Genomic DNA, 23,421 nt, shown 5'->3' with positions numbered 1-23,421 from the left:
GACCGAAGCGGCAAGTTTCACACAATGCCGCTGGAGGCCGATTTACCTCGGGTCCGCCTGGTGCTGGCGCCAGGGGGATCGCGGGACCCACGTGCCGCGAGCGCCGTAGATTGCGTCCCGAAACACCTAGGAGAGCCCCATGGCGACCATATTCATCACCGGCAGCACCGATGGCCTCGGCCGGGCGGCGGCCCAATCGCTGCTCGATCAGGGGCACCGCGTGGTGCTGCACGCGCGTTCAGCCGATCGTGCCACGGCTCTCGGCGGCCTCACTTCGCGTGCGAAGGGATTGGTGATCGGCGATCTCAGGAGCGCGGGGGAGACGCGGAGCATCGCGGACCATATCAACGCGATCGGGCGCATGGATGCGGTCATTCACAATGCCGGCGTCTACACGCGGCCGAGCCGCGGCGCGACGCCGGAAGGCCATGCCGAGACGCTGGCCATCAACACGCTTGCGCCGTTCACGCTGACGGCTCTGATCGCGCGGCCCGCTCGATTGATTTATCTCAGCAGCGGATTGCACCGCGGCGGAGAGGGCTCGCTCGACGACCTCGATTGGACCAAGCGGGCCTGGAACGCCGCCACGGCCTATGCCGAGAGCAAGCTGCACGTCGTCGCGCTCGCCTACGCGCTGGCGCGGCGGTGGCCCAACGTCCTCTGCAACGCCGTCGATCCCGGTTGGGTGCGCACGAAGATGGGAGGCGCGGGCGCCCCTGTCGATATCGACACCGGGCAACGGACCCAGACCTGGCTGGCAGTCAGCGAGGATCCTGCGGCCCTCGTGAGCGGCCGCTATTGGCATCATCTCGAGCAGCAAGAGCCGGCCCGTGAGGCGACCGATCCGAGGTTTCAGGACCGGCTCATCGGCAAATTGACCGAGCTGACGGGCGTCGAGCTGCCGGAGGAGTGACGCACAACGATTCGTTGTCATTGCAGACTCGCAATGACGAAGCAGGCTTCAGGCGGCCTTCGGCCGCCAGGCCGTGTAGAGACCGATCAGTGTCCCCATGGCGACCAGCGCGGCTGCCAGCAGCACCTGCAATTCGCCGTTGTCGGTGGGGCCGATGGACGACACCAGCCGGGATACGATGACGAACAGAATGCCCACTGCGGCCGCGGCACCCACGCAGAGATAAGCGAGCTCGCGCGTCAGGCTGCGGCCGAGCAGTCCGAGGGCCGTGAAATACATCGAACAGGCGTTGGGATGAACGAACAAGGCAATGCGCGCATAGCGGCCATAGGCGTCGAACAGGGACTCGCATCGGCGCAAGGCCGCCTTCGAGGCCACCCGCTGCAGAAACGGCCTGAAGAAACGCGCTTGTCCATAGCTGAGAACGGCGCCCAGGATGATGGCGAGCCACGCCGCGAGGAAGACGGAGCCATCCACGGCCTTCGGACTGAGCGCCACGGACATCAGGATGAGGGCGGTGCCGGGAAAATAGCCGAAATACGGGAAGACCGCTTCCACCAGCACGCAGGCGAACATGAAGGCTGGAAACCATGCCGACCCGGCCGCGCCATGGACGATGGCGTTCAGGTCGAACAGGCTCGTCCTGTAGAGAACGAGGTACATGCACATGGCGAGGCCCGCCAGCGCATAGAACGGCAAGGCTCCAGACAAAAACCGTCTCATCCAATCATCAACTTCGTTTGGCGGAGACGACGGCCTCGCGCTGTTCCGGATCTGCTTTAGGCGAATGGGATTGAGGCTGTCGATGGCGCTCTTTGCCACGCAACTCACCTCGGCTTGCGCACCCCTACGCAATCGACAGGATCTCGATCTCCTGCGCACCTGAACCGACGACGTCGCCGACCGCCTTGCCCATCAGCGACCTCGCGACGGGCGCGACGAACGAGATCGAGCCGGCCTTGGGATCGGCTTCGTCCTCGCCGACGATGCGGTAGGTCTGGACGCGGCCGTCAGCGCGGCTGAAGCTCACGGTGCTGCCGAACGCAACGATTTCGGTCGCGACAGGATCGGGCATCACCTGCGCCGTACGCAAGCGTTCCGTGAGATAGCGGAGATCGCGCAGGGGCACGGCGGACTGCCGTCGCTTCTCGTTGACGTCCTCGATGGCTTGCGCGGCTTCATAGGCCGCCCGCGCTTCGGCGAGCTGCGCCTGCAATGCGTTGAAGCCTGCTTCCGTCACGAGGTTCGGATGCGGCGAGATCGGGCGGTCCGGCAACAGCGTCTCGGACGCGGTTTCGGCGCTCTCTTCCTTGGTGAAGGCGACGCTCAATTGAAGATCCTGTCGAACTGTTTCGCTTGCGACGCCATGGCGCCGACGACCGAGATTATATCTCAAGTTCGACGAAACGGCGGAGCTTGAAGACGAGGTCCGGCACGGCCTGGCGGAACCGGGTTGCGTTCTGGAAACTGGTGGAGAACGGCGCGAAAGTGAGCATCGCGTTCCAGTGCCGGTAACCGTAGACCGTGACCGAGACGCCGGAACTCGGGAAGTTGTCCAGCTTGCGCAGCTCGCCGAGCACGAGATCGGCGATCGCCTCCGCCGGCAGCAGCCGCTTGCCGTCCCGCGTGGTTGCGATTTGCGCGGGCGGCTCGGCCGGCTCGGCGGCGGCCGCTGCGGCATCGGGCGCGCTCTCGGCTTCGGCCGCATCGGATCCGGACTCGGACTTGGACTCGGACCTGGACGTCGCGGCCGGCTCCACGGGATCCGCCGGCACGATCGGCGGGACCTCGGCGAGCGGAGGCGGTGCAACAGGGTCTGCGCGCTTGTTGCTTCCCAGGATGCTGCTGATCATGGCCACAAGGCCGGCATCCTTCACCTCGTCGCTCATCATTCCCCCCGGGCTTCGGCCTACTCTAGCACCGCTCGCGCAGACCGCCACCGGCGATGTGGCGCAATGGAGGGCCGGACGCCGCCGAATGATCGGCGGCACCACGTTCGATCACGTCGCGCCACGGTGCGATCCGTTACTGCTTAGCGAACGGAATGTATTGGTGGTACCGCTTGGGCACCGAGCTGCGATAGCGCGCCGGCACGGTGCCGGTGTCGACCGAATGATCGATCTCCTGCTGGCGGGTCATCTTCTTCTTCGCCGGCTTCTTCGACGCGCTCTTCTTGCCGTCAGTGGGCTGGCTGGACGTGTCGGTGGTCGCGCTTGGCACCGTGGTCGTCGCAGCCGGCGCAGTGCTTGTCGCGGCAGGCGCAGCGGTTCCGCCCGCGGCCGGCGCGCCCTGCGCCAGCGCGAGCGGCGATTGCATCATGAGCATCAGCGCTGCCGTCGCAGCCAGCAAATATGATTTCTGCATCAGAACCTCCAAAATACCTGATCCGAATGAGCCAGCGTAGGCCCCCGGCATCGACGCGTGCAAGTCCGCCCACGATAGGCCCGATCGCACGCCGGAACTGTGGTGGGGGTCACACTCCCGGCATGGTCTGCCTCACGACATCGCAGCGTGCGCAGGTGCGCAATGGCGCGCTCGGCTATGCGCGAGCTGCGCGGCCGGTCTCCTCCAGTCGCGAGGCGAACCAGCGTGACAGCGGCTCGTCGACGGCACCGCTGACATAGACCTCCGACATCGTCACATGTTGCCTGTCCAGCACCAGGAGCAGGCCGATCCAATAGGGAAACCAGACATGGACGTCGGTCAGCGCCCGCAGCTTGTGCTGGTCGTGATCGAGCGGCGTGTGGTTGCTCGCCTTGCGGATCTCCACGGCGAGCAGATTGTTCGGGATCTCGCGCTGATGCACGACGACATCGGGGTAGATCGACTTGCCGAGATGGTCGTCGGTCGAGATGATGGTGCCGTGCGGCAGATGCAGCGTGCGCTCGCCGAGCCGGTCGTAATTGCAGTCGACCGACCAGCCCGAGAACTGCTTTTCGAGATGCACCGCGAAACGGTGCGTGACCGCCCGCTCGCCGACGTCCTTCTCGAACAGGAAACCCTCGTGGGCGTAGAAGTCCCTGACAGCCGCGATCACCTTATTCAGCTCGGTCTGCATCGTGCCTCCGGGCCCATCACGTGCGCGCCAAGTTGGTAGCCCGGATGAAGCGTAGCGCAATCCGGGACTCTCGCAAAACACACCAGCCCCGGATTACGCTACGCTCCATCCGGGCTACATGAGACCGGAATTCGCGGCGCAATCGGTCCGGTCTACATCTGAACTTCGATCAGGCGCGGGCCGGGCTCGGCGACGGCCTCTGCCAGCGCCTTGTTGAACTCGTCGGCGTTGGTGACGGCGCGGCCGGGAACGCCCATGCCCTTGGCCAGCGCCACGAAGTCCAGGGTCGGGCGGTCGAGGCGGAGCATGTCGTTGGCGCGCTGGCCGGGCTCGCCGGCGCCGACATTGTCGAACTCGCCGCGCAGGATCTGGTAGATGCGGTTGGCGAACACGATGGTGACGATGTCGAGGTTCTCGCGTGCCTGGGTCCACAGGGACTGGATCGTGTACATCGCGCTGCCGTCGCCGACCATGGTGATCACCTTGCGGTCCGGGCAGGCGATCGCGGCACCGATCGACAGCGGCGTCGAGAAGCCGATCGAGCCGCCCATGTTCTGCAGCCAGTCGTGCGGGGCGGCCGCCGCCGTCGGCGGGAAGAAGCCGCGGCCGGTGGTGAGGGATTCGTCGACCATGATCGCGTTCTCGGGGATCGCACAGGCAATGGCCTGCGCGATCGAGGCGAAGGTGAGCGCGCCGGTCGGCTTGACCAGCTCAGCCAGAGCCTGCGGCTTGACGTCCCTGGTGCTGGCCTTCACGGCGCCGGCGAGTGCCTCGAGCGCGGCGACCGAATTCTCGCCCCAGGAGGTCATGCGATGCACCTCGCAGCCCTGCGGCTTGAGCATGCTCGGCTTGTTCGGATAGGCGAAGAACGCCACGGGGTCGTCGGACTCGACCAGCACGATGTGACGGAATTTCGCCAGCATCGGCAGGGCTTGATCGATGACGTAGTGGATGCGGTCGATCGAGAAACGGCCACGGCCGCGCGCCATCTTCGGACGGAAGGTCGGGCCCATCACGGTGCAGCCGGTCTTGCCGGCGATGCGCTCGGCCAGCGCCAGACCCTGCGCGCTCAGCGCGCTGCCGGTCATCAGGAGCAGCGTGCCTTCGCCGTCGCCATGCAGGATCTTTGCGGCCTGCTCGACCGCCTGCGGCGAATAGCTGGCGCGCTGCTGCTCGGCCGGAACCTCGGCGATTCCGTCGGCCTCGTTCCAGGCGGTGTCGGCGGGCAGGATCAGGGTCGCGATCTGCGGCGGCGCACTTTTCGCGGCGGCAATGGCGGCGGCGCCGTCCGCGGCGACCGATTTGGCATCCGGCGAGGTGCGGACCCAGGACGACATCGGCCGGGCCAGGCCTTCGATGTCGGAGGTCAGCGGCGCGTTGTAGCCGATGTGGTAGACGGCGTGCTGGCCGACGATGTTGACGATGCCGGAATTGGCCTTCTTGGCATTGTGCAGATTGGCAAGGCCGTTGGCGAGGCCGGGGCCGAGATGCAGCAGGGTCGAGGCCGGCGTGCCCTTCATGCGGAAATAGCCGTCGGCCGCGCCCGTCACCACGCCTTCGAACAGGCCGAGCACGCAGCGCATGCCGGGGACACGGTCGAGCGCCGCGACGAAATGCATCTCGGAGGTGCCGGGGTTGGTGAAGCAGACGTCCACCCCGCCCTTGACCATCGTCCGCACCAGGCTTTCCGCACCGTTCATTCTGTCTGCTCCCGCAACCTGCCAGTGATCCATTCGGTCAATCATTGTTCGCGCGGCGCGTCAAAGCAATAGCGGGCATTGCGGCCCTGCCCCGCGTGGTGAGACGCCGGTTTGGCTAACGCTTTCCAGCAAATTGGCGCAGTTGCGATTTGGTAACGTCAGTCGTTAACGATGCGACCCTCACGGGCCCGTGGCTTGCGAAACGCGCGCAAATATGGCCTCTGGGTCCGGTTGAATCGATTTTTTTTCTGGGGGAGATGATGATCCGGTTTTTTGCCGCACCGATGGCCGCAATGGCGCTGCTGCTGGCTGGCGCAGCCGACGCGTCCGCGACGGGGATGATAGACTTCACGGGCACCAGTTCCACCAGCTATATCGGCCGCGGCGGCGCGAGCCCGATCCCCCGCACCACCGTCATGTATAACGGCAGCTACGCCCCGGGCACCGTCGTGGTGAACACCGCCGAGCGGCGGCTCTATTTGGTGCTCGGGAATGGGCAGGCGCTGCGCTACGGCATCGGCGTCGGCCGCGACGGCTTCCGCTGGGCCGGGGTGCACAGGATCACCGCCAAGAGGGAATGGCCGGACTGGACGCCGCCCTCGCAGATGCTGGCGCGCCGGCCGGACCTGCCGCGCCACATGAAGGGCGGCATCGACAACCCGCTCGGCGCCCGCGCCATGTATCTGGGCTCGACGCTGTACCGCATCCACGGCTCCAACGAGCCGGAGACGATCGGTCAGGCCGTCTCCTCGGGCTGCTTCCGCATGACCAACGACGACGTCACCGACCTCTATAGCCGCGTCTCGATCGGCACCCCGGTGGTGGTGCTGAACAACTGACCAGGAACCCGCGCGGCGCGTGAATTTGCGCTCTTGTGCACGCGGGGCGAATGCGGCAGCGTCACAGCACGATGAGCGCATTCGTCCCGCCCTCGCCCGGCTTTCGCTTCGCCCTGCTGGCCCTCGCGACGCTCGCCTGCGCGCCTGACATCGCACCCATGGCTGCCGCCGCCGAGCTGCCCGCGGTGTCCTCGCGCCAGCGCGCCGAGAAGAAGAGCTTCACCGACGGCGAGATCATTGAAGGCTTCCTGAAGACGGCATTCGGCGCCGAATACCATCTTGCCGGCCGCGTCGACCGCATCCGCAAGTTCGACGGGCCGGTACGCGTCTACGCCGAGAGCGACCGCGAGGATCGCAAGACGCAGCTCGCCAAGGTCGTGGCCGACATCGGCAAGCGCGTGCAGCATCTCGACATCGCCATGATCGACACCAACGAAGCGGCGAATGTGCGCGTGAAGCTGGTGCGCGACCGCGATCTCTTCCGCACCATCTCGAGCTTCTACGGCGCCGAGAAGGCGCGCGAGATCCGCTCCTCGCTCGATCCGCAATGCCTGTCCGGCTTCCGCAAGAACGACAATTTCGAGATCGAGCATTCCGACGTCATCCTCACCGTCGACAACGGCGATTTCACCTTCCTCGATTGCGCCTATGAGGAGCTGCTGCAATCGCTCGGGCCGATCAACGACACCACGAGCGTGCCCTGGACCATGTTCAACGACAACGTCTCGATGGGCTATTTCGACGTCTACGACCAGTACATCCTCAACCTTCTGTACGATCCCCGCATCAAGGCGGGCATGACCGTGGCGGAGGTCAAGACCGTGCTTCCCGCCGTCCTCAAGGACGTGCGCGCCTGGGTGAAACGGGCGAATAATCTGAAGGAGTGAGGCGGTCTAAGGGAGCGATCTACTCGTCGGCGTCCTTCTTCCGCAGCAGATCCGTCGCCAGATCCGACAGCTTCGGCGGCGGCAGGGCCGCGAACGGCAGCGGCCGCGTCACATCGATCGCGGCCAATCCCAGCCGCGCGGTCAGCAGCCCGTTCAGCACGCCTTCACCCAGGCGCTGCGACAGCTTCGCCGCGATGCCGTGGCCGAGCATCTGCTGCACCAGGCTGTCGCTCGCGGCCATGCCGCCGGTGATGGCGAGATGGGCGATGACGTGGCGAAGCAGGCGGATCATGCCGAGCGCGCCGGGGCGGCCGCCATAGAGATAAGCGAGCTGGCGGATCAGGCGCAGTGCCGCTACGAACACGAACAGCACGTCGATGGCGGCGCGCGGGCTCACCGCCGTCACGATCGAGACCTTTTGCGCGGCCGACGACACCAGCCGCCGCGCCTCGGCGTCCAGCGGCGACATCAGCTCGCGCTCGGCGAGACGGATCATGTCGGCGCCGTCGATGATCTCGCCGGCATGGCTCTCCAGCGTGGCGCGGGCGCGCGCCAGCTGCGGGTTCTGGTGCGCGATCTTGAGCAGGTCCTGGACGATGACCCGGCTCTCCTTGCGATCGTCGCTGGCCAGCACGGAAGCTGCGCGCTGGTGCAGCTTCTCGATGGTCGCAAGACGCGCGAGACCGAACGCCTCGCGCCCGATCACCACCGCAAGCGCCAGCGCGGTGACGGCGGCGAAGGCAAGTCCAACGAAGCCGAGCGTCTGGCTGCGCGCGAACAGATCCTCGACCAGATGGACCACGCCGAGCCCGGTGCCGAGCAGCGTCAATCCGGCGAGCCCCGACCAGAACAGAGTGCCCCAGGGAAAGCCGCGCCGCGCCGGGACTGCGGCTTGCACCGGCACCGGCAGCATCGCCGGGTCGGGCTCCGGCGTGATCTGGATGGTGGCGCGACCGAGACGGCCGGTCTCGTCGGCCTCGGCGACGACGACGCCGGGATCGTCGAGCCGGAACGTCGCCGGCCGCCGTGGCTTGGATCGCTCGGTCATGACAGCTTGTCTCCGATCAGGAACTGCAAGGCACGGTCGAGGCGGATGTGTGGCAGCGTCGGCTCGTCGGCACCCTCGCGTTCGAGCTTCGGCGGGCGGAAGCGCAGGAAGCGGAAATCGCTGTTCCCGGCCGCCTCCGACGCGAGCCCGCGGAACGCATCCGTCCCATTGAACAGCGGTTCGGGATCGAGCGGAAGATCGCCCGGAAAGGTCGCAACCTCGGTGTTGCCGTCGAAGAACTCGCCGCCGGCGCTTTCGCCTGCGGCGGGTGTTCCCAGGATCGACGGCAGCTTGTCACGGCCATGCGCCACCTGCGCTTCGCGCGTGGCGCGCACGGCGGCGAGCGCGACGACGTCGATCGCCGCGCCGGTGTTTTCCGCGCGCGCGACCGCGCGCGAGACGGCGCGGCGCAGCACCGCCTCGAGCCGGTCGTGGCTGGAATGATGCAGATGATCCGCCTTGGTCGCGGCGAACAGGATGCGGTCGATGCGCGGCCGGAACAGGCTGGAGAGGATCGTGCTGCGGCCGGTGTTGAAGCAGTCGAGAATGCCGGCGAGCGCGGCTTCGAGATCGTGCAGCGCCTCGGGGCCGGAGTTGAACGCGGCGAGCGCATCAGCCAGCACAATCTGACGGTCGAGCCGCGCGAAATGATCGCGGAAGAACGGCCGCACCACGACGTCCTTGTAAGCTTCGAAGCGCCGCACCATCATCGCCCACAGCGATCCCTCACCCGCCTGCCCGCCCGCAGGCACGTCCAGCGGCGCAAAGGTCAGCGCCGGCGTATCGGCGAGATTGCCGGGCATCAGGAAGCGACCGGGCGGCAACAGGCTCATCGCAAACCGCTCGTCGCGGCAGGCGCGCAGATAATCGGTGAAGAGCTTTGCGGCCGTCAGCGTCGCCTGCTCGTCCTCGCGCGCTTCGGGCTTGAGCGTCGCGAGATGACTGTGCCACTCGGCCGCGAGATGCGCACGCGGCGCCTCGCGCGACAGCGCCAGGCTCTCCGCCGACCATTGCTCGTAGCTCTTGTGGAGCAGCGGCAGGTCCAGCAGCCATTCGCCGGGATAGTCGACGATGTCGAGCGTCAGCGTGCGGTCGGCGCCGTTCGGGCGCTGGTAGTCGATCACGAGCCTGAGCTCGCTGATGTCCATGGTCGAGCTCGGCCAGCGCCGTTCCTCGATCAGCGCGCGCAGATGGCTCTCATATGCAAAGCGCGGCACGGCATCGTCCGGCTGCGGCGCCAGGTGCGCCCGCGCGATCCGGCCCGAGGCGTAGGCCTCGAACACCGGAAACCTGCCGCCACGCGTCAGTCCATGGATCAGCGCGGTGATGAATACGGTCTTACCGGCGCGCGACAGACCGGTGACACCAAGCCGCACCGTCGGGTTGAAGAAGTGCTCGCCATAGTCGATCAGCGCCCGCGCCGACAGCCGCGCTTCCTCGACCATATCCTGGAAACTGAATGCCATATGAACGTGAGGGGATCTCGGGCGAGGGATACGCAAAACGGATTAGTCACAAAAGTGGCAATTGCCTGAAGAAATTCAAGCTTTCATACTTCCACCGCCTTTCTCGGCAAATCAGCCGTTTGAACGACCCGCCGGTCCTGAAACACCCATCTAGAGGGCATTGCCTCGAGCCTTTGCGGATTGCCATGACCGTCTTCCAGTTGAAGCAGCTTGCATCCTCTTCCGTCCACGCCGCAGCCGACGCGATCGGCTGGGACTACGATCGCGCCGAGCTGATCGCCGACGGCATCGTCCACGGGATCGGCGTGCTCGCGGGCATCATTGCCGCGACGGTGCTGGTGGTGCTGACGGCGGTCTATGCCGACGCCACCGACATCGTCGGCGTCTCCGTCTATGTCGCCGGCCTGCTCTCGATGCTGGTGCTGTCGGCGACCTATAATCTCTGGCCGGTCTCGCCGGCCAAATGGCTGCTGCGCCGCTTCGACCATTCCGCGATCTATCTCTTGATCGCCGCGACCTACACGCCGTTCATCCTGGAGCTGAAGGACAGCGTGTTCGCGTTGGTGCTGCTGGCCGGCGTCTGGTGCGTCGCAATCCTCGGCATCGTGCTGAAGCTGCTCTATCCCGGCCGGTTCGACCGCGTCTCGGTCGGCATCTATCTCGCGATGGGCTGGAGCGGCATGATGCTCTACGATGCCGTGGTCAGGGCGTTGCCCACGCTGGTGCTGGGCTTCATTCTTGCCGGCGGCCTGCTCTACAGCTTCGGCGTGATCTTCCACGCCTGGCGGCGGCTGCGCTTTCAGAATGCGATCTGGCACGGCTTTGTCTTGGCCGGCGCGGCATGTCATTATACCGCGGTGCTCGACCTCGTGTTGAGCTGAGAAGTTTCCGCGAAGCGGTATAAGAAGACGAGAGGAGACGTCGCATGCAGGTGACCGGCAAGGTCGTGGTCGTCACGGGCGGCGCAAACGGCATCGGCAAGGCGCTGTGCGAGGCCTTTCACAATGCGGGTGCGGCCAAGGTCGTGGTCGCGGACATGGACGCGGCCAATGCGCGAGCGGTCGCGGCCATGGTCGATGGCGCCGCGTTCAAATGCGACGTCGCGCAGGAAAAGGACATCGTCCACGTCATCGAGGAGACCGAGCGGCAGTTCGGCCCGATCGCGCTGTTCTGTTCCAACGCCGGCATCGGCGGCGGCTTCGATCCAATGTCGGAGAACGCCGGTGGCGCTTCCGACGAGCCTTGGCAGCGCAGCTGGGCGATCCACGTCATGGCGCATGTCTATGCGGCGCGGCATCTCGTCCCTCGGATGAGGGCGCGCGGCGGCGGCTATTTCCTCAACACCATCTCGGCCGCGGGCCTGCTGTCGCAGGTCGGCAGCCCGGCCTATTCGACGACGAAGCACGCGGCGGTCGGTTTTGCCGAGAATCTCGCGATCTCGCACAAGGCCCACAACATCAAGGTCTCGATCCTGTGTCCGCAGGGTGTCGACACCAACATGCTGCGCTCGATTCCCAAGGGCCCGCAATCCGGCGACGGCGACCTGACGCCCGAGCAAGTGGCGAAAGACGTGCTCGCCGGCCTCGAGCAGGAGACGTTCCTGATCCTGCCGCACCCGCAAGTGCTCGGCTACATGCGCAAGAAGACCGAGAATTACGACCGCTGGATCGGCGGCATGGCCAAGATCCAGGCGAAGATGCGGGAGGAGTTCGGGAAGTGACCGTTAGGTGCTCCCACGCTAGACGCTGTCATGCCCCGCGGAGGCGGGGGCATCCAGTATGCCGCCCCTGTCGGCTCAACCACAACCGTCTCAGAGTACTGGATCGCCCGCCTGCGCGGGCGATGACACCGAGCGTGTAGAAGCAGCTTCAGCAACCTCGCGCATCACACCACCGCCACCGTCTCCCCCACCCGGCTCGCGCGCAGCGCCTGCGCATAGAGCATCATGCCCTCGCACACCGTGCGCTGCTCGGCTTCCGTCAGCGCCGCCAGCGCGCCGCGCACCTGCTGCCGGCCGAACGCGTGGAGGGCCTCCAGCGTGCGCCGGCCCTTCGCCGTCAGCGACAGCAGCTTGCTGCGCGCATCCGCCTCGTCCGGCGTCTCCTTGAGCTCGCCGCAATCGATCAGCTTGCGCACCAGACGGCTGACGCTGGATTTCTCCAGCCGCAGGAAATCGCCGAGCTCGCCCGACGTCATGGGGCCACGAATGCCGATCTCCAGGATGGTGTGGACCGCCGAGGGCGGATAGCCCGAGGCCGCCACCGTGGCGTCCATGAAGCCGAGTTCGCGCACCATCAGGCGCGAGGCGGCGCGGATGTCGTCAATCAGCGAAAGCTCGGCCATGGCTTGACTCGCCCCATATCGTTGTATCATACAACTATATGGGCGCAGCGGCGCGCGCAAGTGTTTGGAGTGGACCATGAGCGAAGCCTTGCCGACCGGTCAGCGCATGAGCGGCAAGGTCTGCCTGATCACGGGCGGCGGCAGCGGCATCGGGCGCGCAACGGCGCTGAGGATGGCGGCCGAAGGGGCGGAAGCGATCGTCGTCGCCGGCCGGCGCGAGGCCGAGATCGAGGCCACCGCCGCCGCGTGCCGCGAGCTCGGCACGGAGGCGATCGCGCTTCAGACCGACATCACGAAGAAAGACGAGGTCGCGCGCCTCGTCGGCACAGCCGTCGGGCGCTGCGGCCGGCTCGACGTTGCCTTCAACAATGCCGGCTTCCAGGAGCGCCGCGCGCCCCTGGAGGAGCAGGGCACGGAGATCTACGACAGCGTGTTCGACACCAATGTCCGCGCGCTGTTCCTCTGCCTGCGCCATCAATTGCCGGCGATGCTGGCGCAGGGGCGCGGCAGCATCGTCGTCAACACCTCCGTCAGCGGGGTGCGCAATCCCAATCCAGGCTTTTCGCTCTACTCGGCCTCAAAGGCCGCCGCGATCTCGCTGACGCGCTCGGCGGCGATGGAGAACGCGCCGCGCGGCATTCGCATCAATGCGATCGCGCCCGGCCGCGTCGTCACAGACATGATGCTGCGCGCCGGCGTCGGCGATGTGGCGACGGTCAGCGCAGGCCTGCCGCTGCGGCGGATGGGCAGCCCGGAGGAGGTCGCCGAGGCCGTGGTGTGGCTGTCGTCGGATGCGTCGTCGTATGTCGTCGGGCATGTGCTCGCGGCCGACGGAGGTTTTTTGGCGTCGTGATGTCGTAGCCTGGATGGAGCGCAGCGCAATCCAGGGCCGACTCGCCTGTGGCAGGATTCCCGGATGACGCTGCGCTCCATCCGGGCTACGACACGGTCAATGCTTCTGCCCGTACAGCACAGGCACTGCGGAATCCACGACGACCTCAACGAGGCTCGTGCCCGCATACGCCATGCCGCGCTTCAGCGCTTCGCCCAGCTCCGCGGCCTTCGTCACCCGCACCGCATGACAGCCCATGCCTTCGGCAAGCCGCACGAAATCGATCCCCGGCAGCTCCAGCCCCGGTACGTTGCGCACCTGCATCACCTGGCTGAACGAGCGCATCGCGCCGTAGCCGGAATTGTTGATGACGACGATTGTGAGCGGCAGCTTGCGCTGCACGGCGGTCCAGAGCGCCTGGATCGAATACATCGCCGAGCCGTCGCCGATCAGGCACACCGTGCGCTGCTTCGGCTTGCCGAGCGCCATACCGACGGCGGCGGGTAGAGAATAGCCGAGGCCGCCGCTCGACATGGTGTAGAAACTGTCTTGGCCGCGCATCGGCAGGAATTTTTGCATCGCCGGCCGGTGCGAGGGCACTTCCTCGACAAGTGATGCGTCATCCGGCATCGCCCGCGACAGCGAATGCAGCAGGAATTCGACCGGCAGCGGATCGGCGGGCTGCGGCGCCGGCGGCAGCGTGCGGCCTTTTGGCGCCGCGCGCTTGCTCTCCGGCAGCAGGTCGAGCAGCAGGCCGAGCGCTGGCTTCATCGTCGCGATGATGCTGGTGCCCGATGGCGTCACTGCGGCGGCATCCGCGTCATCCGTGATCTGGAAGATGGTCGCGCCGCGGTCGAAGATCGCGGCATGGCCCTCGACATGGAAGGTGAACACCGGCGCGCCGATGACGACGACGACATCGTGCTCGCGCAGTGCATCGGACAACTGCGCCGGCGAGGCGTGCAGAAAGCCTGCGAATTGCGGATGCCTCTCGGGGAACGAGCAGCGTGCCGAGAACGGGCTAACCCAGACGCTCGCCTTGGCCTTCTCGGCAACGCGCACCATCAGATCCACCGCGCCGGCGCGATCGACGCCCGGGCCGACGACGAGCGCAGGCTGTTTGCTTGAGGCGAGCGCCGCAACCAGCGCCTTCATCGGCTCCAGCTCAGGGCCGATCTCGCGGCTCACTTTCCGCGCCTCGACCGGCGCGCAGGGATGGGCCCAGTCGTCGATCGGGATCGACACGAAGGTCGGCCCGCACGGCGGCTGCATCGCGGTGTAATAGGCCCGCGCGATCGCGGCGGGCACGTCCTCCGGCCTTGCCGGCTCGACGCTGTATTTCACATAAGGTCGCGGAAACTCGGAGGCGCGCTCGGCATAGAGGAACGCCTGCAAGGGCAGGATCGAGCGCGCCTGTTGGCCTGCGGTGATCACTAGCGGGGTCTGGTTGCGATGCGCGGTGTAGATGTTGCCGAGCGCGTTGCCGACGCCGGCCGCCGAATGCAGGTTGACGAACCCGGCATTGCGCGTCGCCTGCGCATAACCATCGGCCATGCCGACGGCGGAAGCCTCCTGCAGCGCCAGCACGTAGTCGATATCGTCGGGCCAGTCGCTCAGGAACGGCAGTTCGGTCGAACCAGGGTTGCCGAACACCCTGTCGATGCCGAAGGCGCGCAGAAGGTTGAGCGTCGCCTGCTTCACGGTGACGGGCTTGCTGCCGGTCTTGCCGTTCCTGGCCATGGTTTCCGTCCCCGTGTTGTTGATTGAGGGTAGCAGCCTCACCCCGTCATTGCGAGGAGCGAAGCGACGAAGCAATCCAGATTATCTCCGCGGAGGGATTCTGGATTGCTTCGCTACGCTCGCAATGACGGGAAGAAACAGTGGTGGCTCACCACACCGCCGTGCCCTTCATCGTCGGCTGCCCCTCCGCGTTCGCGGTCCACAGCTCCATGCCCGCCTCAGTCTCGTTGGCGTTGACCGAGAACTCCGTGCCTTCGAATAGCGGCTGCACGCCGCGATACGAAAACTTCTTCGGCGCCTTGCCGCCACGAAGCTTGGCCGCCATCTCGACGATCAGCGCTGCCTGTAGTGGACCGTGGAAGATCAGGCCCGGATAGCCCTCGACCTCAGTGACGTAGTCGCGGTCGTAATGGATGCGGTGGCCGTTGAAGGTCAGCGCGGAGTAGCGGAACAGCAGCACGGGATCGGACACATGCGTTTCGCGATGCTGCGCCTGCGGCGGCGGAGGCGACGCCTTGCCGCCAGCCGGCGCGCCGCCGGTCATCTCGCGATAGACGATGTCCTGCCGCTCGCGGATCGCCGTGCCCCTCGGCGAGGAGATGCTATGCTCGACCGAGACGAAGCACAGCGTGCCGGTCGATCCTGATTTCACCTGCACGTCGGCAATGCGCGAAGTCCGCGTCGATTCATCGCCGACGCGCAAGGGCTGCAAGAACTCGATCTCGCCGCCGGCCCACATCCGGCGCGGCAGCGGCACCGGCGGCAGGAAGCCGCCGCGGGTCGGGTGGCCGTCGGGCCCGAGCATCGACATCGGGAACACCGGCTGCGCCAGGCACCAATGCACCGTGAACGGCGCAGCATCGCCCGTCTTGGGCTCGCCGACCTCCTGGAACAATGTCGCGCGCAGGCCCTTCACAAGCTGCGCGGTGACGATGTCGGTGGCCTCCTGGCTGCGGCCGATCCATTGCCTGAGATGATCGATGTCGAGCTTCTCGGTCATGACGCCTCGCTCTCTTTATTTGGACTGGGGACGCTCGCCGATCGCGGGCACGGCGCCGTAGCTGCGCGTCTCGCCGACGATGATCGGCGCCGGCGCGGGATAGCTGACGCGGCCGTTCGGCGTGTCGACCTCGATACGACGCAGATGCGGATGGTTGGCGAGGTCGGCCATGGTGTTGACCTCGGCGAATGCGATGTCCGCGTCCGACAGCCGCTTCAACAGCTCGTCGCGCGTCATCCTGCCGAAGATGTCGGCCACCGTCGCGTCGGTGAAGTCGCGGTTGCGCACGCGCTCGACCATGTTGGCGACGCGGGGATCGGCCGGCAGGTCCGGCTGATCCAGCACCTTCGCGCACAGCGTCTTCCACTCGCGTTCGCTCTGGATCGAGATCAGGATGTCCTTGCCGTCCTTGGAGGTGAACACGCCGTAAGGCGCGATCGAGGGATGGCGCAGGCCCATGCGCTTGGGCGGATTGCCGGCTTCGGCGTTGAGCAGCGGCACGGTGCACCAGTCCGCCATCACGTCGAACATGGAGATGCGGATGTCGGCGCCCTTGCCGGTGCGCCCGCGCGCGATCAGTGCCTCCAGGATTGCGGCATGCGCGGTGGCGCCGGTCGCGACGTCCACGATCGACATGCCGACGCGCGAGGCGCCGTCGGGATTGCCGGTGATCGAGGCGAGGCCGCTCTCGGCCTGGATCAGCAGATCATAGGCCTTGCGATGAGCATAGGGACCTTCGTCACCATAGCCGGTGATGGTGCACGAGATCAGCTTGGGATAGTCCTTCAAGAGCCGCTCGCGCGAGAAGCCGAGCTTGTCCATCGAGCCGGGTTTCAGGTTCTGGATCAGCACGTCGGCACTCGCGATCAGCTTCTCCAGCTCGGCGCGGCCTTCCTTCGTGGTGAGATCGACCACCGCCGATTGCTTGCCGCGATTGAGCCAGACGAAATAGCTGCTCTGGCCCTTGGCCGCCGCGTCATAGCCGCGGGCGAAATCGCCCTCGGGCCGCTCGATCTTGATCACCTCCGCGCCGGCATCCGCCAGGCGCGAGGAGCAGAACGGCGCCGCCACCGCCTGCTCGACCGCAATCACCCTGATCCCGTCCAATGCTCCCATGGCCGCAACCTCAGTACGAGCGCGGCATGCCGAGCACGTGCTCGGCGACGAAGGACAGCACGAGGTTGGTCGAGATCGGCGCCACCTGGTAGAGCCGCGTCTCGCGGAACTTGCGCTCGACGTCGTATTCCTCGGCAAAGCCGAACCCGCCATGGGTCTGGATGCAGGCATTCGCCGCTTCCCAGGACGCATCCGCCGCCAGCATCTTGGCCATGTTGGCCTCCGCGCCGCAATCGAGCCCGGCCTCGTATTTGCGCGTGGCTTCCTTCACCATCAGTTCGGCCGCGCGCATCGAGGCGTAGGCCTTGGCGATCGGAAACTGGATGCCTTGATTCTGGCCGATCGGCCGGCCGAACACGGCGCGCTCCTTGGCGTAGTTCGTCGCCTTCGCGATGAACCACTTTGCGTCGCCGACGCATTCGGCCGCGATCAGGATGCGCTCGGCATTCATGCCGGAGAGGATGTAGCGAAAGCCCTTGCCTTCCTCGCCGATCAGGTTCTCCGCCGGCACCCTCATGTCGGTGAAGAACACTTCGGTGGTGGCGTGGTTCATCATGGTGCGGATCGGGCGGATCTCGAGGCCGTTGTTCTTGGCCTCGCGCATGTCGACGATGAACACCGACAGGCCGTCGGTGCGCTTCTTGACCTGGTCCTTCGGGGTGGTGCGCGCCAGCAGCACCATCAGATCGGAATGCTCGGCGCGGCTGGTCCAGATCTTCTGGCCGTTGACGATGTAGCTGTCGTTGCCGTCCTTGCGCGCGAACGTCTTCAGCGAGGAGGTGTCGGTGCCGCTGGTCGGCTCGGTGACGCCGAACGCCTGCAGGCGCAACTCGCCGCTCGCGATTTTCGGCAGGTATTTTGCCTTCTGCTCGGCATTGCCGTGCCTGAGCACCGTGCCCATCGTGTACATCTGGGCATGGCAGCCGCCGCCGTTGCAGCCCGCGCGCTGGATCTCTTCCAGGATCGCCGCGGCCGCCGACAGCTTCAGGCCCGCGCCGCCATATTCCTCGGGGATCAGCACCGAGAGATAGCCGGCCTCGGTCAGCGCATCGACGAACGCCTTGGGGTAGGCCATCTCGCGGTCTAGCTTGCGCCAATATTCGCCGGGGAACTGCGCGCAGAGCTTGGCTACGGCCTCGCGGATGTCGGCGTAATCTTCGGCGTGGTGTTCTTGACTCATGGCGTTTCCAATTCTCAGCGGCAGTTAAAGATAACGCCGGCCAACCCACGGGCGTTGTGAAAACAATGCCCGCCCCCTATGCTCATTTGTTATAGCGTATGGAGTAGCCTTCCAGGATTGGCAAGCATGGATTTCCGGCAGCTCAGGACCTTCAGTTGCGTGGCGGAGCTCGGCAGCCTGTCCAAGGCCTCCGACACCTTGCGCGTGGCGCAGCCGGCGCTCTCCAGGCAGATCAAGCTCCTGGAACACGAGCTGCGCACCGAACTCTTCACGCGCAACGGCCGCGGCATGGTGCTGACCGAGGCCGGCCGCCTGCTGCTCGCACGCACCTCCGGCATCGTGCGGCAGATCGACCAGATCCGCGACGACATCCAGTCGGCCAAGGGGCCGCCGTCCGGCCAGGTCGTGCTCGGCCTGGTTCCGACCGTGAGCTGCGTGCTGTCGGCGCGCTTTGCACGGCGCTGTGTCGAAAAATTTCCCGGCATCTCGCTGCGCATCGTCGAGAGCTACAGCGGGCATCTGGTCGAATGGCTGCATCGCGGCGAGATGGATCTCGCCATCCTCTACGGCCGCTCGGCCGACCTGCATCTCAACGTGCAGAGCCTGGGGCGCGACAACATCGTCGCGGTCGGTCCGCGCGGCTGCGGCTTGGCGCGCAAGAAGAGCGTCGACATCGGCTGGCTGCTGCGGCAACGGCTGGTGCTGCCCTCTCATTCCCACGGCCTTCGGGCGCTGATCGAGCACGCTGCGGCCCAGCGCAAGATCAAGCTCGACGTCCAGCTGGAAGCGGACTCCTTCCGCGTGCTGACGAGCCTGGTCGAGGAGGGCCTCGGCTTCGCGCTGCTGCCGCCGTCCTCTGTCCACGGCGAGGTCGCGGACGGGCGGCTGGAAACCGCACCGGTATCCAAGCCGATGACGCGCGAGCTCATTTTTGCCTCTCCAATCGACCGCCCGGCCTCGACGGCCTCGCTCGCCATCACCGCGCTGCTGCGCGAGGAGGTCGCCGCCTGCCGCAAGGACGGCGTGTGGGACATCAAGCTGAGTTAGATGGCGTGTGGTAGAACAGCCGCGCGCGGTCGTGCCTTCGCATCTGGCGCGAGCTGTCATGCCGGAATTTTATAGCTGGGGAGTGCCGTGCCTGCCGGTGCGGGCGTGACGAGCAGGTGTGTCCAGGACCCCGTCATTGCGAGCGCAGCGAAGCAATCCAGAAATCCCTCCGCGGTGACAGTCTGGATTGCTTCGTCGCTTCGCTCCTCGCAATGACGGTAGGAGAGAGCTCAGCCCGGAATCCGCACCGGCAGCGTCTCATATCCCTTGATGAAGCTCGAATAGATCCGCTTGGGCTCGCCGACCACCTCGATGCGGTCGAAGCGCTTCAGCATCTCCTCCCAGACGATCTTGAGCTGCAGCTCGGCGAGGCGCATGCCGACGCAGCGGTGGATGCCGAAGCCGAAGGAGAGGTGCGTGCGCGGGCGGGGGCGGTCGATGATGAACTCGTTCGGCTTGTCGAACATCTCCTCGTCGCGATTGCCGGAGACGTACCACATCACGACCCGGTCGCCCTTCCTGATGTGCTTGCCGCCGATCTCGGTATCGGCAAGCGCGGTGCGACGCATATGCGCCAGCGGCGTCTGCCAGCGGATCACCTCCGGCACCATGGAATCGATCAGCTCCGGATTGGCGCGCAGCTTGCCGTATTGCTCCGGGTTCTCGTTCAGCGCCAGCACCGAGCCGGTCATGGTGTTGCGCGTGGTGTCGTTGCCGCCGACGATGAGCAGGATGATGTTGCCCATGAGGTTGTCGGGGTCCATGTGGCGCGTGGCCTCGTTGTGGGCCATCAGCGACAACAGGTCGTTGCGCGGCGCGGAGTTGACACGCTCGTTCCAGAGCTTGGACATGTAGGCGTAGCACTCGTCCATCTCGCGGCGGCGCTCTTCGGCGCTGGCGACGATGCCGCTCTTGGGCAGCGCGGTGGAAACGTCGGACCAGCGCGTCAACTTGCGCCGCTCCTCCCAGGGGAAGTCGAACAGGGTCGCCAGCATCTGCGTGGTCAGCTCGATGGAGACGCGCTCGACGAAGTTGAACGTCTCGTTGCGCGGCAGATTGTCCAGCACGGTCTGCGAGCGCTGGCGGATCAGCTTTGCCAGCTCGTCCAGGTGTGTCGGCGTGAACATCGGCGACACCGTCTTGCGCTGCGCCGAATGCCGGGGCTGGTCCATCGCGATGAAGCTCGGATAGTCGTAGCCTTCCGGCACGTCGCGGATCGAGATGCCGCCGAGCTTGGAATCCGAGGAGAAGATGCCGTGATTGGTGTCGACATGCATGATGTCGTTGTACTTCACCACCGACCAATACGGCTCGATCGGCGCATTGGTGCAGTAATGCACCGGCTCTTCCTTACGCAGCCGCTCGAACCAGGGCCACAGCGTGTCGTCCTGGAACAGCCGGGGCGCGCCGGGGTGGAATTGCGACAACGGCGTCGCATAGGCCTCCTCGCGCGCCTTCCGCATGCGTTCGGCCTTGTCCACTTTAACCGGCGCTTGGATGTTCATGATCGTGGCTCCGTTGCGTTCGACTCACGCAGCAATCTTCACCGGCAGCGTTTCGATACCCTTTACAAAACTCGAATAGACCCGAGTGGGTTCGCCGACCACATCAATATGGTCGAACCGCTTGAGAATTTCCTCCCAAATAATCTTGAGCTGGAGCTCGGCGAGCCGCAGGCCGACGCAGCGATGGATGCCGAAGCCGAAGGACAGGTGCGTGCGCGGGCGGGCGCGATCAATGATGAACTCGTAGGGCCTGTCGATCGCCTCCTCATCGCGGTTGCCCGAGACGTACCACATCACGACCTTGTCACCCTTCTTGATCTGCTTGCCGCGGAACTCGAAGTCGGACAGCGCCGTGCGGCGCATATGCGCGAGCGGCGTCTGCCAGCGGATCACCTCCGGCACGAAACTGTCGAGCAGGTCAGGGTTCTCGCGCAGCTTGCGATATTGCTCCGGATGCTGGCTCAGCGCGAGAAGCGAGCCCGACATGGTGTTGCGCGTGGTGTCGTTGCCGCCGACGATCAGGAGGATAAGATTGCCGAGGAAGTTCTTCGCATCCATGTCGCGCGTAGCAGTGCCATGCGCCATCATCGACAATAGGTCGCTCTTCGGCGGCTGTTCGATGCGCTGCTTCCACAGCTTCGAGAAATAGGCCGCACATTCCGTCAGCTCGGCCTGCCGCTCGTCCTCGGTCGCGACCAGGCCGTCAGGCCCGGGAATCGTGGTGGCGACGTCGGACCAGCGCGTCAGCTTGCGGCGATCCTCCCAGGGGAAATCGAACAGCACCGCAAGCATCTGCGTGGTGAGCTCGATCGAGACGCGGTCGACCCAGTCGAACACCTCGCCGCGGGGAAGGTTGTCCAGGCACTCGGCCGAGCGCTTGCGGATGTTGATGGCGAGATTGTCCAGATGCGTCGGCGTGAACATCGGCGCCACGGTCTTGCGCTGGGCGGCATGGCGCGGCGGGTCCATCGAAATGAAGCTCTCACGGCGTAGATCCGGATCGATGTCGCGGATGGTGATGCCGCCGAGCGCGGAGGCCGAGGAGAACACCGCATGGTTGGTCTCGATCTCCATGATGTCATTGTAGCGCGTCACCGACCAGTACGGCCCGAACATCGAGTCCTTGCAGTAATGCACGGGATCCTCGCGGCGCAGCCGGTCGAAATAGGGCCAGAACGTATCGGTCCTGAACAATTCGGGGTCGCCGGGATCGAACTGCTCCAGCGGCAGCGACATCGCGCGCTCGCGCAAGGCGTCGAGCTTGGCCGCGCTTTCGATGGTCCCATGCATGACCGTTCTCCCTGAATATGAACCGCGCGTCGTTGAATTCTGCGCTGCGGTATTTGATTTGCAATTACAGCCGGTTGTCTGCGCCGGGGCAAGGGAGAGTTTTGCCTCATCCAGCCTTCACGAGCGCGTTGCACGATCGTCACGGCGCCACGAGAACGTGACCTCCCGCACGCCGAACGACAGAGAATCGTGCGAGAAACCCGCTGGAATCGAGCTAAATCGAACCCGCTCATCTTGGGGATCGACTAATCTCTGATCTATAGTTTGGCCGGAACAGATCCGCATCCCGAGGTTGCCGCCGTGAACGACATGCAATGGACCCCGATCGGGTCCGAACCCTTGCCCCCGCCGCTGCCGGCGACGCGGGTCGATTTCTCCGGCAGCCGCTCCGAGTTCCGCAAAATGGTCACCAAGGGTGCCATGCTCGAGCTCGTGACCTTCGGCTTCTACCGGTTCTGGCTCGTCACCGACATCCGCCGTCATCTGTGGACGCACACCGCGATCGATGGCGATGCGGCCGAATACACCGGACGGGCCAAGGAGCTCCTGGTCGGCTTCCTGTTCGCGCTCGCGATCCTGGTGCCGATCTATCTCGCCTATTTTCTCATTGGCATCGAGTTCGAGCGCTGGCAGGCCTTTGCCTCGACGCCGCTATTCATCGCCTTCTACGCCTTCGGCCAGTTCGCGATTTTTCGCGCGCGGCGCTACCGCCTGACCCGCACGGTCTGGCGCGGCGTCCGCTTCTGGATGGACGGCTCCGGCTGGGCTTACGCGTTTCGCGCCATGCTATGGGGCTTGCTGGTGCTCCTGACGCTCGGTCTCGCGCTGCCCTGGCGCGCGGCGGCGCTCGAACGCTACAAGATGCGGCACACCCATTACGGCGATCTCCGCGGCGATTTCGACGCCGACGGCTGGACCTTCTTCAAGCGCGGCTGGTGGCTCTGGCTGCTCAGCCCGATCGCGCTGATCATCTTCCCGCTCGCACCGTTCTTCTATGCCGAGTTCAAGGCGCGCGAATGGCGCTGGTGGCTCGATGGCATCCGCATCGGTGGCGTCAGCCTGTCCTCGGAATTGCCTCATGATGCCTTCTACGGCCTGTATTGGAAAGTGATCGGCTGGTGGATGCTGCTCACGGTCGCGTTCGCAGCCTATATGGGCGGCAGCGCCTTCCTGGTCGTCTCGCTCACAGGCGTTTCCGCCGAGGAGATCTTCGCCGGCGACAATGCGACGAAGAGCATCCCGATGGTGGCGATGATGGTGATCGGCTATTTCGCGCTCGCTCTTGCCATCAACATCGTCATGCGGGTCTATCTTCAACGCGATCTTTGGGCCAAGGTGCTGGAGACCGTCGAGGTGCACAACATCTGGGCCGCGGCGGACGTGCGCGGCAGCGGTCAGCTTGCCGGCGCGCTCGGCGAAGGCTTTGCCGACGGGCTCGATGTCGCGGGATTCTGAGC

At 65.7% G+C, this 23,421-nt stretch carries 23 protein-coding genes; 8 read left to right on the top strand and 15 right to left on the bottom strand.

Annotation, left to right across the window (positions count from 1 at the left end):
* Positions 1–139 precede the first annotated feature (139 nt).
* Positions 140–913, top strand: coding sequence for an SDR family NAD(P)-dependent oxidoreductase (locus I6F24_RS17515; RefSeq protein ID WP_225144221.1), 774 nt, complete (start codon positions 140–142; stop codon positions 911–913).
* Between the two features lie 48 nt (positions 914–961).
* On the opposite strand, the gene I6F24_RS17510 is transcribed toward I6F24_RS17515, so the two are convergent.
* The 6 genes from I6F24_RS17510 to I6F24_RS17485 all read right to left on the bottom strand — a co-directional run bounded on the left by I6F24_RS17510 (position 962) and on the right by I6F24_RS17485 (position 5,671).
* Positions 962–1,636: a hypothetical protein gene (locus tag I6F24_RS17510; RefSeq protein WP_225126682.1), complete on the bottom strand. Its 675-nt coding sequence runs from the start codon at positions 1,634–1,636 to the stop codon at positions 962–964.
* A 124-nt stretch (positions 1,637–1,760) separates the two neighbouring features.
* Positions 1,761–2,243, bottom strand: a complete 483-nt coding sequence (gene greA / locus I6F24_RS17505) for a transcription elongation factor GreA (RefSeq protein ID WP_036009784.1) — start codon at positions 2,241–2,243, stop codon at positions 1,761–1,763.
* 55 nt (positions 2,244–2,298) lie between these two features.
* A complete protein-coding gene (locus I6F24_RS17500; RefSeq protein WP_225144323.1) occupies positions 2,299–2,802 on the bottom strand; it encodes a hypothetical protein in 504 nt (167 codons plus the stop codon).
* A gap of 136 nt (positions 2,803–2,938) precedes the next feature.
* Positions 2,939–3,277, bottom strand: coding sequence for a hypothetical protein (locus I6F24_RS17495; protein ID WP_225144222.1), 339 nt, complete (start codon positions 3,275–3,277; stop codon positions 2,939–2,941).
* Positions 3,278–3,452: 175 nt separating this feature from the next.
* Complete coding sequence (locus tag I6F24_RS17490) at positions 3,453–3,971, bottom strand: hypothetical protein (RefSeq protein WP_036009755.1); 519 nt, start codon at positions 3,969–3,971, stop codon at positions 3,453–3,455.
* Positions 3,972–4,123: 152 nt separating this feature from the next.
* Entirely contained in the window at positions 4,124–5,671 is a 1,548-nt protein-coding gene (locus I6F24_RS17485; protein WP_036009752.1) for an acetolactate synthase large subunit, read from the bottom strand.
* Positions 5,672–5,931: 260 nt separating this feature from the next.
* On the opposite strand from I6F24_RS17485, the gene I6F24_RS17480 reads away from it, so the two are divergent.
* Both I6F24_RS17480 and I6F24_RS17475 read left to right on the top strand, forming a co-directional pair.
* Complete coding sequence (locus tag I6F24_RS17480) at positions 5,932–6,510, top strand: L,D-transpeptidase (protein WP_036009766.1); 579 nt, start codon at positions 5,932–5,934, stop codon at positions 6,508–6,510.
* A gap of 71 nt (positions 6,511–6,581) precedes the next feature.
* Entirely contained in the window at positions 6,582–7,397 is an 816-nt protein-coding gene (locus tag I6F24_RS17475; RefSeq protein WP_225113924.1) for a DUF2927 domain-containing protein, read from the top strand.
* 19 nt (positions 7,398–7,416) lie between these two features.
* Here the strand turns inward: I6F24_RS17475 and I6F24_RS17470 are convergent, their stop codons facing one another.
* A complete protein-coding gene (locus I6F24_RS17470) occupies positions 7,417–8,445 on the bottom strand; it encodes a TIGR01620 family protein (RefSeq protein WP_225144223.1) in 1,029 nt (342 codons plus the stop codon).
* Positions 8,442–9,911, bottom strand: coding sequence for a YcjX family protein (locus I6F24_RS17465; RefSeq protein ID WP_225151131.1), 1,470 nt, complete (start codon positions 9,909–9,911; stop codon positions 8,442–8,444). Before I6F24_RS17465 ends, I6F24_RS17470 begins: the two co-directional genes overlap by 4 nt.
* 185 nt (positions 9,912–10,096) lie before the next feature.
* On the opposite strand from I6F24_RS17465, the gene I6F24_RS17460 reads away from it, so the two are divergent.
* Both I6F24_RS17460 and I6F24_RS17455 read left to right on the top strand, forming a co-directional pair.
* Positions 10,097–10,792 carry a hemolysin III family protein gene (locus I6F24_RS17460; RefSeq protein WP_036009743.1) on the top strand — a complete coding sequence of 232 codons (696 nt, stop codon included), beginning with the start codon at positions 10,097–10,099 and terminating at the stop codon, positions 10,790–10,792.
* A gap of 44 nt (positions 10,793–10,836) precedes the next feature.
* On the top strand, positions 10,837–11,631 hold the full coding sequence (locus I6F24_RS17455) for an SDR family oxidoreductase (RefSeq protein ID WP_036009739.1): 795 nt from the start codon (positions 10,837–10,839) through the stop codon (positions 11,629–11,631).
* Between the two features lie 164 nt (positions 11,632–11,795).
* Here I6F24_RS17455 and I6F24_RS17450 read toward each other — a convergent pair whose 3' ends face one another.
* Positions 11,796–12,254: a MarR family winged helix-turn-helix transcriptional regulator gene (locus I6F24_RS17450; protein ID WP_050996046.1), complete on the bottom strand. Its 459-nt coding sequence runs from the start codon at positions 12,252–12,254 to the stop codon at positions 11,796–11,798.
* 76 nt (positions 12,255–12,330) lie between these two features.
* On the opposite strand from I6F24_RS17450, the gene I6F24_RS17445 reads away from it, so the two are divergent.
* Complete coding sequence (locus tag I6F24_RS17445) at positions 12,331–13,107, top strand: glucose 1-dehydrogenase (protein WP_036028604.1); 777 nt, start codon at positions 12,331–12,333, stop codon at positions 13,105–13,107.
* A gap of 96 nt (positions 13,108–13,203) precedes the next feature.
* On the opposite strand, the gene mdlC is transcribed toward I6F24_RS17445, so the two are convergent.
* The 4 genes from mdlC to I6F24_RS17425 form a co-directional block, all read right to left on the bottom strand.
* On the bottom strand, positions 13,204–14,826 hold the full coding sequence (gene mdlC / locus I6F24_RS17440) for a benzoylformate decarboxylase (protein ID WP_036028606.1): 1,623 nt from the start codon (positions 14,824–14,826) through the stop codon (positions 13,204–13,206).
* A gap of 148 nt (positions 14,827–14,974) precedes the next feature.
* Entirely contained in the window at positions 14,975–15,826 is an 852-nt protein-coding gene (locus I6F24_RS17435; protein ID WP_074447725.1) for a MaoC family dehydratase N-terminal domain-containing protein, read from the bottom strand.
* 15 nt (positions 15,827–15,841) lie between these two features.
* On the bottom strand, positions 15,842–16,942 hold the full coding sequence (locus I6F24_RS17430; RefSeq protein ID WP_036028624.1) for a CaiB/BaiF CoA-transferase family protein: 1,101 nt from the start codon (positions 16,940–16,942) through the stop codon (positions 15,842–15,844).
* Between the two features lie 10 nt (positions 16,943–16,952).
* Positions 16,953–18,122 (bottom strand): acyl-CoA dehydrogenase family protein, encoded by a 1,170-nt coding sequence (locus tag I6F24_RS17425; RefSeq protein WP_036028627.1) that lies wholly within the window; start codon positions 18,120–18,122, stop codon positions 16,953–16,955.
* A 126-nt stretch (positions 18,123–18,248) separates the two neighbouring features.
* On the opposite strand from I6F24_RS17425, the gene I6F24_RS17420 reads away from it, so the two are divergent.
* On the top strand, positions 18,249–19,169 hold the full coding sequence (locus I6F24_RS17420) for a LysR substrate-binding domain-containing protein (RefSeq protein ID WP_225151129.1): 921 nt from the start codon (positions 18,249–18,251) through the stop codon (positions 19,167–19,169).
* A 230-nt stretch (positions 19,170–19,399) separates the two neighbouring features.
* Here the strand turns inward: I6F24_RS17420 and I6F24_RS17415 are convergent, their stop codons facing one another.
* The gene (locus tag I6F24_RS17415; RefSeq protein ID WP_225151127.1) at positions 19,400–20,674 is read right to left on the bottom strand and encodes a cytochrome P450; all 1,275 of its coding nucleotides are present in this window, start codon (positions 20,672–20,674) and stop codon (positions 19,400–19,402) included.
* A 24-nt stretch (positions 20,675–20,698) separates the two neighbouring features.
* A complete protein-coding gene (locus I6F24_RS17410; protein ID WP_225151125.1) occupies positions 20,699–21,964 on the bottom strand; it encodes a cytochrome P450 in 1,266 nt (421 codons plus the stop codon).
* Between the two features lie 309 nt (positions 21,965–22,273).
* Here I6F24_RS17410 and I6F24_RS17405 point away from each other — a divergent pair, with 309 nt between their 5' ends.
* Positions 22,274–23,419, top strand: a complete 1,146-nt coding sequence (locus I6F24_RS17405; RefSeq protein ID WP_193374982.1) for a DUF898 family protein — start codon at positions 22,274–22,276, stop codon at positions 23,417–23,419.
* Positions 23,420–23,421 lie beyond the last annotated feature (2 nt).

Source organism: Bradyrhizobium sp. BRP23 (assembly GCF_020194135.1).
GTDB classification, from domain to species: domain Bacteria; phylum Pseudomonadota; class Alphaproteobacteria; order Rhizobiales; family Xanthobacteraceae; genus Bradyrhizobium; species Bradyrhizobium yuanmingense.
The sequence above is the reverse complement of the archived record's forward strand: the minus strand, read 5'-3'. Positions and strand labels throughout refer to the sequence as shown.

What these genes read in the sequence shown, in the direction of transcription:
- I6F24_RS17435 (WP_074447725.1), bottom strand. Translation starts at nt 15,826, where the DNA reads ATGACCGAGAAGCTCGACATCGATCATCTCAGGCAATGGATCGGCCGC.
- I6F24_RS17515 (WP_225144221.1), top strand. Translation starts at nt 140, where the DNA reads ATGGCGACCATATTCATCACCGGCAGCACCGATGGCCTCGGCCGGGCG.
- I6F24_RS17405 (WP_193374982.1), top strand. Translation starts at nt 22,274, where the DNA reads ATGCAATGGACCCCGATCGGGTCCGAACCCTTGCCCCCGCCGCTGCCG.
- I6F24_RS17470 (WP_225144223.1), bottom strand. Translation starts at nt 8,445, where the DNA reads ATGACCGAGCGATCCAAGCCACGGCGGCCGGCGACGTTCCGGCTCGAC.
- I6F24_RS17485 (WP_036009752.1), bottom strand. Translation starts at nt 5,671, where the DNA reads ATGAACGGTGCGGAAAGCCTGGTGCGGACGATGGTCAAGGGCGGGGTG.
- I6F24_RS17460 (WP_036009743.1), top strand. Translation starts at nt 10,097, where the DNA reads ATGACCGTCTTCCAGTTGAAGCAGCTTGCATCCTCTTCCGTCCACGCC.
- I6F24_RS17490 (WP_036009755.1), bottom strand. Translation starts at nt 3,971, where the DNA reads ATGCAGACCGAGCTGAATAAGGTGATCGCGGCTGTCAGGGACTTCTAC.
- I6F24_RS17480 (WP_036009766.1), top strand. Translation starts at nt 5,932, where the DNA reads ATGATCCGGTTTTTTGCCGCACCGATGGCCGCAATGGCGCTGCTGCTG.
- I6F24_RS17465 (WP_225151131.1), bottom strand. Translation starts at nt 9,911, where the DNA reads ATGGCATTCAGTTTCCAGGATATGGTCGAGGAAGCGCGGCTGTCGGCG.
- I6F24_RS17415 (WP_225151127.1), bottom strand. Translation starts at nt 20,674, where the DNA reads ATGAACATCCAAGCGCCGGTTAAAGTGGACAAGGCCGAACGCATGCGG.
- I6F24_RS17425 (WP_036028627.1), bottom strand. Translation starts at nt 18,122, where the DNA reads ATGAGTCAAGAACACCACGCCGAAGATTACGCCGACATCCGCGAGGCC.
- I6F24_RS17450 (WP_050996046.1), bottom strand. Translation starts at nt 12,254, where the DNA reads ATGGCCGAGCTTTCGCTGATTGACGACATCCGCGCCGCCTCGCGCCTG.
- I6F24_RS17495 (WP_225144222.1), bottom strand. Translation starts at nt 3,277, where the DNA reads ATGCAGAAATCATATTTGCTGGCTGCGACGGCAGCGCTGATGCTCATG.
- I6F24_RS17410 (WP_225151125.1), bottom strand. Translation starts at nt 21,964, where the DNA reads ATGCATGGGACCATCGAAAGCGCGGCCAAGCTCGACGCCTTGCGCGAG.
- I6F24_RS17455 (WP_036009739.1), top strand. Translation starts at nt 10,837, where the DNA reads ATGCAGGTGACCGGCAAGGTCGTGGTCGTCACGGGCGGCGCAAACGGC.
- I6F24_RS17430 (WP_036028624.1), bottom strand. Translation starts at nt 16,942, where the DNA reads ATGGGAGCATTGGACGGGATCAGGGTGATTGCGGTCGAGCAGGCGGTG.
- I6F24_RS17420 (WP_225151129.1), top strand. Translation starts at nt 18,249, where the DNA reads ATGGATTTCCGGCAGCTCAGGACCTTCAGTTGCGTGGCGGAGCTCGGC.
- mdlC (WP_036028606.1), bottom strand. Translation starts at nt 14,826, where the DNA reads ATGGCCAGGAACGGCAAGACCGGCAGCAAGCCCGTCACCGTGAAGCAG.
- I6F24_RS17510 (WP_225126682.1), bottom strand. Translation starts at nt 1,636, where the DNA reads ATGAGACGGTTTTTGTCTGGAGCCTTGCCGTTCTATGCGCTGGCGGGC.
- I6F24_RS17475 (WP_225113924.1), top strand. Translation starts at nt 6,582, where the DNA reads ATGAGCGCATTCGTCCCGCCCTCGCCCGGCTTTCGCTTCGCCCTGCTG.
- I6F24_RS17500 (WP_225144323.1), bottom strand. Translation starts at nt 2,802, where the DNA reads ATGAGCGACGAGGTGAAGGATGCCGGCCTTGTGGCCATGATCAGCAGC.
- I6F24_RS17445 (WP_036028604.1), top strand. Translation starts at nt 12,331, where the DNA reads ATGAGCGAAGCCTTGCCGACCGGTCAGCGCATGAGCGGCAAGGTCTGC.